Origin of the sequence: Rathayibacter sp. AY1D1, assembly GCF_002932635.1 — a bacterium.
In the GTDB taxonomy this organism is placed as follows: Bacteria; Actinomycetota; Actinomycetes; order Actinomycetales; family Microbacteriaceae; genus Rathayibacter.
This window is the reverse complement of record NZ_PSVY01000056.1, coordinates 1-6,715: the sequence shown is the minus strand read 5'-3', so window position 1 is coordinate 6,715 and position 6,715 is coordinate 1. Positions and strand designations below refer to the sequence as shown.

The following is a 6,715-nucleotide window of genomic DNA, read 5'->3' as shown; positions in this document are numbered from 1 at the left end:
GTCGTGGTGGTCATGGTGGGGCCTTCCTGTGCAGCAGTGGGAGAAGAGGAGGGGGCGGGGACCGGTGCGAGCCGGTCCCCGCCGGGTGGGCTAGCTGAGTCCTGCGGCGTCGGCGGGGGTGCTGTCGCCGGTGACGACCTGCTCGACCGGGGAGAGCGCGTAACCCCAGGCCGCGAGCTGACGGAAGTGCTCGGCCGTGCGCTCGTCGCCGCGACGCCAGGACTCTTTGCTCGTGTTCGCCTCCTGCCCTGCGAGGACGACGGCCAGCGCGACCAGGCGGGCCTTCGCGGGGTTCGCCTCGACCAGCGGGGCCAGCGCGTCGGCGTGGTAGCCGGAGGGCTGGGTGACGCCGAGGAGGGTGTGCGCGAGCGCGTTGCCGTTGCCCATCCCGCCCGACACCGACGAGCGGTGCGCGGTCAGTCCCAGGGCGATGACGCGCTCGGCGTCCTTCGGGAGGGTCTTCCGGGACAGGAGCGTCGTGATCCAGTCGCGGCGTACCGTCTCGGCGGCGATCCATGCGCGGTTGTTCGCGAGGAGGATGCGGCGCTCGGCGGACTTCGCTGCCTTCTCTTCCTCCGTCTCGGGTGCGGCGGGCGCGTTGTAGGCGTAGCTGAATCCGTGGGCGGCGGGGTCCTGGATCGCGTAGGAGACGTGGGTGTTGCCGTCGTAGATGGTGCTCACGAGGACGCCCCGCGGCTCGATGGTCGCGATGTGCTCGACGGTGACGCGCTTGCCGTCTTCGGTGCGCAGCGGGTCGATGACGACCCACGCGCTGCCCTCGCCGTCGACCTGATCGCGGGTGAGGACGGTGAAGCCTGCGGCCTCCTGGTTCGCCTCCTCCACGAGGACGGCGACGCGGCGGGCGCGCGCCTTGCGGTGGCGCTCTGCGGTGTGGGTGAACTGGCTCGGGTTGGTGGTGGCGACGGTGATGAGGTCGGCGCGGGCTTCCTCGTCGTCCTCAAATTCGAGGATGATCGCGGCCTGGTCCAGGGTCAGCTCGTGCTCGTGCAGCGCGGTCCGCGCGACTGCGGACTCCTCGACCGCCAGTCCCGCTTTCACGGTCGCGGCCTTGGTGCCGGTGCGCTTGGCGATGCTCGCGGCCGACAGGCCCTCGAACGACAGCTGCGCCCACGCGGCGGTGCGGTCGGCGGTGGTGAGTTCGGCGCGCTGGTCGTTCTCGATGATCTGCTGCACGATCCGCTCGGCGGTCTTGTCGTCGCCCTCCACGACGTAGACAGGGATCGTCGCGAGGCCGATTTCACGGCTCGCGAGGGTCCGGCGCTGCCCCGCGCGGACGATCACGTTGCCGTGCTCGTCGCGGCGTCCGAGCACGGGCGACAGGATGCCGCTCTGACGGATGGAGTCGATGAACTCCTTCGTCAGCGGGGCGCTGGTGCGGACGTTCTGCTCGATCACGAGGGCGGTCGGGTCGATGTGCTCGATGGTCCCGGTTGCGGTGGTGTTCACGATGGTTTCTCCTTGATCAATGTGCGATCATTGAGGCGACGGGTCCCGTGGTTCTAGTGAAACTACGGGGCTTTTGTCGTCTTCCTGATCGTTTTTCTTTGCCTCTCCGGCGGGATGAAACCAATTGAGTGGAGACGCCGTAGTGACGGGCTTTCCGGGCGAAATAAGGGCGCTTGCGCCCGCGTCCGGAAAGGTCGGCACGGAGGCGTCGGAGCGAGATAGGTTGAAACCGCGGAGAGGTGAAGAAAACAGAAAAACAGGCCGCGTAGCGGCTTCCCCTCGGCGGTGCTCCGTCACCGCTGCGCGAGTGCAGCTCGCGCCCCCCGGAACGGGGATGCCGGGGAGTGTGAGGGGGTCGCCCCTCACGGGCCGGCCCGCAGGCCGGCCCGCACCGCGCGGCTACCGGTCGGCGGGCTCGGAGCAGTTGGCGCAGTCGCACGGCCCGCTGGGGTTCTCCGCCCGCTCGACGGCCGCGATCTGCGCGGCCTGCTCCGCCGGGGAGAGCGCCTGCCACCCCTCATCCGCGCGCCGGTTCGACTCGATGCGTGCCGCACGCTCGTCCACCGTCTCCGGGGTCGGGGTGAGGAAAGCGGCCAATGCCGCGCCGGTGTCCTGCTTGTCGGCGGCGGTGAGGAACGCGATCAGCGCGGCCGCGTAGTCGCTTCCGTCGTCGGTGACGGGGAATCCGCCCGGGCACCCCTCCCCGGGCAGGGTCAGGGTGTTGCGGACGTGCGCGAGGATCTCGGCGTCCGTGGCGGCGGCGTCCTCGTCGGACTCCGCGCGGCGGGTGGTGAGGATGAGGGCGAGCTGTTCGGCGCTCGCGCGGCCGGTGTCGGTGGTGGTCATGGTGTGGTCCTCTCAGCGGCTCATGAACGGGGCGACGCGGCGGATCGCTGCGCGGCGGGCGTGGGTGACGCAGTGGCGGAACGAGCCGCTGGTGATGCCGTGCAGCTCGTCGGAGTGCCACGCCTCCCAGACGCCGGACTTGCGGCGGGTGACGAGCACGGAGGGCGTCGTCTTGGGGTCGGTGCCCACGACGCGGATGCTCACCGCGCGGGTGTTTGCGAGCGTGAGATAGGTCTTAGCCGTGGTCTGCAAGTCGGTGGCGGTCTGCATGGTGTGGGTGCTCCCTCTGGCTGATCGTTTTTCTTTGCCTCTCCGGCGGGAAGAACCGTTTGAGTGGAGGCGGCGCAGTGACGCCTATTCCGAACGAAATAAGGGAGCGCAGCGACCGCGTTCGGAATAGGTGGCACGTAGCCGGTGGAGCGAAATAGGTTTGAACCGCGGAGAGGTGAAGAAAACGGGGAATCGGGCCGCGTAGCGGCTTCCCCTCGGCGGTGCTCCGTCACCGCTGCGCGGGCGGAGCTCGCGCCCCCGGAACGGGGATGCCGGGGAGTGTGAGGGGGGTCGCCCCTCACGGGCCGGCCCGGAGGCCGGCCCTCGCCCGCTCAGCTCGCCGCGGCCGTCTCCGCGACCGCCTCGCGGGCCGCGTCGAGTTCCGCGGCGGTGCGGTGTCCTTGCACGTCGGCGTAGGCGACGGAGTAGGGGCGCGTCCCGGCGTTCCAGTCCAGCGCGACGGTCACGGTCTTGGGGTTCACGCGGGTCACGACGCTCCACCCGTGCTTGTGCTTGATCGCGTCGCCCTTGGCGATCGTCTCGCGGCTGTAGATCGTGACCTGTCCCGCGGCGGCCTGCGCCTCGCGGACCTCCGACCAGTAGTCGCGCTGATCTTCGAGCTGCGCGCGCTCGGCGTGCAGCCGGTCGAGTCGGTCGCCGGTCGCGGGCGCGGTGGTCTCGACGTAGCCGCCGCCGAAGTTGTGCGAGCTGCCCTCGATCTTCCGCGTGTATCCGCGAATGTCGGTGTCGAGCCGGTCGATGCGGCGGGCGACCATCGCGGGCGCGTAGCGGGATTCGGTGGTCCTCGCGGCGACGTCGGCGCGAGCGCGGGCGCGGGTGGCCTCGCGGTCGGCCTCGACGCTGCGACCCATCGCGGCGTCGGCCTTGGCAATCGCGTTCCGATGCCGCGTCTCCGAGTGGTGGCCGATCTTGATCGGCTCCCCGCCCTCGGGCAGGCGGCGGAGGGCGCGGCGGGCGGCCTCGTCGGCGTCGTCCGCCTGCTCGGCGCGACGGTCAGCCTTCGCGTCGAGCGCGTCGACGCGGGCCGCCTGGCGCTCGAGGGTCGCCGCCTCCGCCTCGGCGGTCGGGCGGAACGTCTCTTCGGCCTCGATGGTGACCTCGTGTCCCGCGTCGCGCAGGGCGGTCGCGGCGCGGTTGATGGTCCACCACTTCGGCAGGCGGTCCCGGGACTGCGGGACGTACCAGGCGCCGATGGAGCGGCCCCAGCGCCAGCCGGACGCCTTCAGGATCTCGGCGGTGCCGTCGCCGCGGCTGGTGCCCTCGATGAGGGTTCCGGCTTCGGGGGTGTGGGTGATGGTGAGCATGCTCTGTCTCCTTCTCGTCTCGGCGGGGGTCAGTCGTTGTCGCGGAAGTCGACGGTCGTCTCGCTGCGGTCGTGCAGCGCGTACGCGGCCGGGTACAGGTCGAGCGCTCGCGCGACGTCGACCGGCACGACGACGTAGGCGTCGGAAGCCATGTAGCCGATCCGGCCCTCCCCCACGGGCTCGACGGGCTCGAAGTGCTGCAGCGTCACCCCGGCGACCGCTCCGCTGCGGGTGACCAGGTGCACGGCAGGGGTCTGCTCGGTCACCGGGTCGCGGCCACCGGCGCCGACGATGACCACCTGACGGGCGGTCCGGCTGATGCCCTCCGTCCCGGGTCCGTGGTACTCGCTCTTGATGACCTCGGTACGGGTGCCGCGCTGCTGAGTCATGGTGTGTCTCCCTCTGGCTGATCGTTTTTCTTTGCCTCTCCGGCGGGAAGAACCGTTTGAGTGGAGGCGGCGCAGTGACGCCGCTATCGGGCGAAATAAGCCCGCAGGGCGCGTCCGATAGCGGTGGCACGTAGCCGGTGGAGCGAAATAGGTTGAGACCGCGGAGAGGTGAAGAAAAAGAGGAAACGGGCCGCGTAGCGGCCTCCTACCGGCGGTGCTCCGTCACCGCTGCGCGAGTGCAGCTCGCGCTCCCCGGAACGGGGAATGTCGGGGAGTGTGAGGGGGTCGCCCCTCACACTGCCGGCCCGAAGGCCGGCCCGCCGCCTCTCAGCTCTCGTCGTCGCTCTCGTCGTCGTCGGCGTCGAGGATCGCGGCGATGCGGTGCGCGGTGGTGAGCACCCGCGCGGCCGTCTCGCGGATCGTGTCGGCCTTGCAGTCGCTCCACGTCGCGACGTAGCCGACGCTGTAGGCGCTGGTGTCGAATCCGACGAGCCCGGCGACGACGAACGCGACGGACTCGGCTTCCGTCTCCATCAGCCCTCGGTGCTGCGCGTACTCCTCCAGGTCATCAACGTGACCCATCAGCACGTGCGCGGCCTCGTGGATCAAGGTCTTTGCGGCCTGCTCCGGCGACAGGCTGGAATCCACGACGACCGTGCGCTCCTCGGGGGCGGCGTAGCCGTTCGTTCCCTGCGGCAGCGGGCGGCGCTCGACCGTCCACCCCTCGGCCTCGAGAGCGGCCGTCAGCGGCGCAATGACGCCGTGATCGTGCTCCCCGGTGAGTAACTGCGCGATGTCGCGGGGATCCTCGGCGCCCTCCATCAGGTCGGTCTGCTCGATCGCGAACACGGACACGAGCGGGTAGTACGTCTGGACTTTCTGCCCCTTCTCGTCGGTGCTGGTCGTGGTGCCCTCCTCGGCCTCCTCGTCGGCGGCGATCTTTCGCTGAGCGAAGCCGAAAATCTTGATCGCCTTCTCGCCCTTGCGCACCTGGCGGCCCTTGGCCTGCCACGCGCGGAACCCGGCGACGGCGGAGGCGTCGGGGCGCTGAGCGAGGATCAGCAGCAGGTTGCCCAGGCTGTAGCGGTGGAACGAGGACGCGAACGAGAGGAACCGTCGCCACTGGTCGGAGTCGCGCAGCGCCTCGACCTGCTCGGTGATGCTCTCGTGCAGCGCGGCGGCCTGCTCGCGGCGCTCCTCCGGTGTGGTCCGCGGGGCGCGCTTCTTGGCGGTGGTCTTGCGGGCGGTGGTCGTGCTGGTCATGGCGATTCTCCCTGTGCGAGGATCGACGCGACGGGTCCCGTGGTTCTAGATCAACTACGGGGCTTTCGTCTTGTCTGATCGTTTTTTTGTGCCTCTCCGGCGGGAAGAACCGTTTGAGTGGAAGCGGCGGAGTGACGCCTATTCCGAACGAAATAAGGGAGCACAGCGACCGCGTTCGGAATAGGTGGCACGTAGCCGCTGGAGCGAAATAGGTTTGTACCGCGGAGAGGAACAAAAAACCTCGAAGCAGCGCCGCGCAGCGGCTCCCCGTCGCCGCAGGCGATGTGCGCGAAGCGCACCCCGCGCCTCGAGCGGAACACCGGGGAGGGTGAGGGGCCGGCCCCTCACGGGACGGCACCGCCGGCCCTCTCCCACCTCCCGACCGCGACATGCTGACTTGTAAACATGCCTACAAGTCAGCACGCGCGGCCGGTGTGGGTCACAGGCACCAGTCCTCGGACCAACCGGAGGGCGGGACGACAGCGTGCGCCTCGCCGGTCCAGTGGAGGTAGTAGAGCGTGCTGCCATAGTCGTGATCCCCCGCGGTGACGTCCATCTGGCGGTTCTCCACGTCCGGCTCCGCGCTGCTCCACCGGGTAGAGACGTCCACCGCGCGGAGTTCCCCGGAGTCGGTCACGAGCGTCTGGCAGACGGGGCACCGGAGCGCTTCGTACGTCTCGCCGTCATCGGTCACCGTCTCGATCAGAAGCTCGGGGGCCGCTGCCCACACCTGCTGGTGCAGCTCCTCGATCGTCGCGAGCAGCGCTTCCGCGCGGCTCCCCGGCGTCTCCTGCGTGGTGGTGGTGTCGAGTTCGGTATCGGCGGTCATCGGCGTGGACTGCATGATGTGGCGCTCCCTTGTCTGATCGTTTTTTTGTGCCTCTCCGGCGGGAAGAACCGTTTGAGTAGAGGCGGCGGAGTGACGCCTATTCCGGGCGAAATAAGGGAGCTTGCGACCGCGCCCGGAATAGGTGACACGGAGACGACGGAGCGAAATAGGTTTGCACCGCGGAGAGGAACAAAAAACCTCGAAGCAGCGCCGCGCAGCGGCTCCCGGTCGCCGCAGGCGATGTGCGCGAAGCGCACCCCGCGCCTCGAGCGGAACACCGGGGAGGGTGAGGGGCCGGCCCCTCACGGGACGGCACCGCCGGCCCT

7 protein-coding genes are annotated in these 6,715 nt (G+C 69.7%); all 7 read right to left on the bottom strand.

The genetic code is table 11. From position 1 onward, the window contains the following. Positions 1-90: 90 nt before the first annotated feature. The 7 genes from C5C56_RS17205 to C5C56_RS17175 all read right to left on the bottom strand — a co-directional run bounded on the left by C5C56_RS17205 (position 91) and on the right by C5C56_RS17175 (position 6,404). On the bottom strand, positions 91-1,467 hold the full coding sequence (locus C5C56_RS17205; protein WP_104269818.1) for a ParB/RepB/Spo0J family partition protein: 1,377 nt from the start codon (positions 1,465-1,467) through the stop codon (positions 91-93). Between the two features lie 399 nt (positions 1,468-1,866). Next, a complete protein-coding gene (locus tag C5C56_RS17200) occupies positions 1,867-2,313 on the bottom strand; it encodes a hypothetical protein (protein WP_104320004.1) in 447 nt (148 codons plus the stop codon). A gap of 12 nt (positions 2,314-2,325) precedes the next feature. After that, the gene (locus C5C56_RS17195; RefSeq protein ID WP_104256249.1) at positions 2,326-2,583 is read right to left on the bottom strand and encodes a hypothetical protein; all 258 of its coding nucleotides are present in this window, start codon (positions 2,581-2,583) and stop codon (positions 2,326-2,328) included. Positions 2,584-2,915: 332 nt separating this feature from the next. Next, complete coding sequence (locus C5C56_RS17190; protein WP_104256250.1) at positions 2,916-3,908, bottom strand: DUF3560 domain-containing protein; 993 nt, start codon at positions 3,906-3,908, stop codon at positions 2,916-2,918. Positions 3,909-3,937: 29 nt separating this feature from the next. Next, the gene (locus C5C56_RS17185) at positions 3,938-4,297 is read right to left on the bottom strand and encodes a hypothetical protein (protein ID WP_104256251.1); all 360 of its coding nucleotides are present in this window, start codon (positions 4,295-4,297) and stop codon (positions 3,938-3,940) included. Positions 4,298-4,624: 327 nt separating this feature from the next. Beyond that, entirely contained in the window at positions 4,625-5,560 is a 936-nt protein-coding gene (locus C5C56_RS17180) for an ArdC-like ssDNA-binding domain-containing protein (protein ID WP_104256252.1), read from the bottom strand. A 439-nt stretch (positions 5,561-5,999) separates the two neighbouring features. Then, the gene (locus C5C56_RS17175; protein WP_104256253.1) at positions 6,000-6,404 is read right to left on the bottom strand and encodes a hypothetical protein; all 405 of its coding nucleotides are present in this window, start codon (positions 6,402-6,404) and stop codon (positions 6,000-6,002) included. Positions 6,405-6,715: the final 311 nt, after the last annotated feature.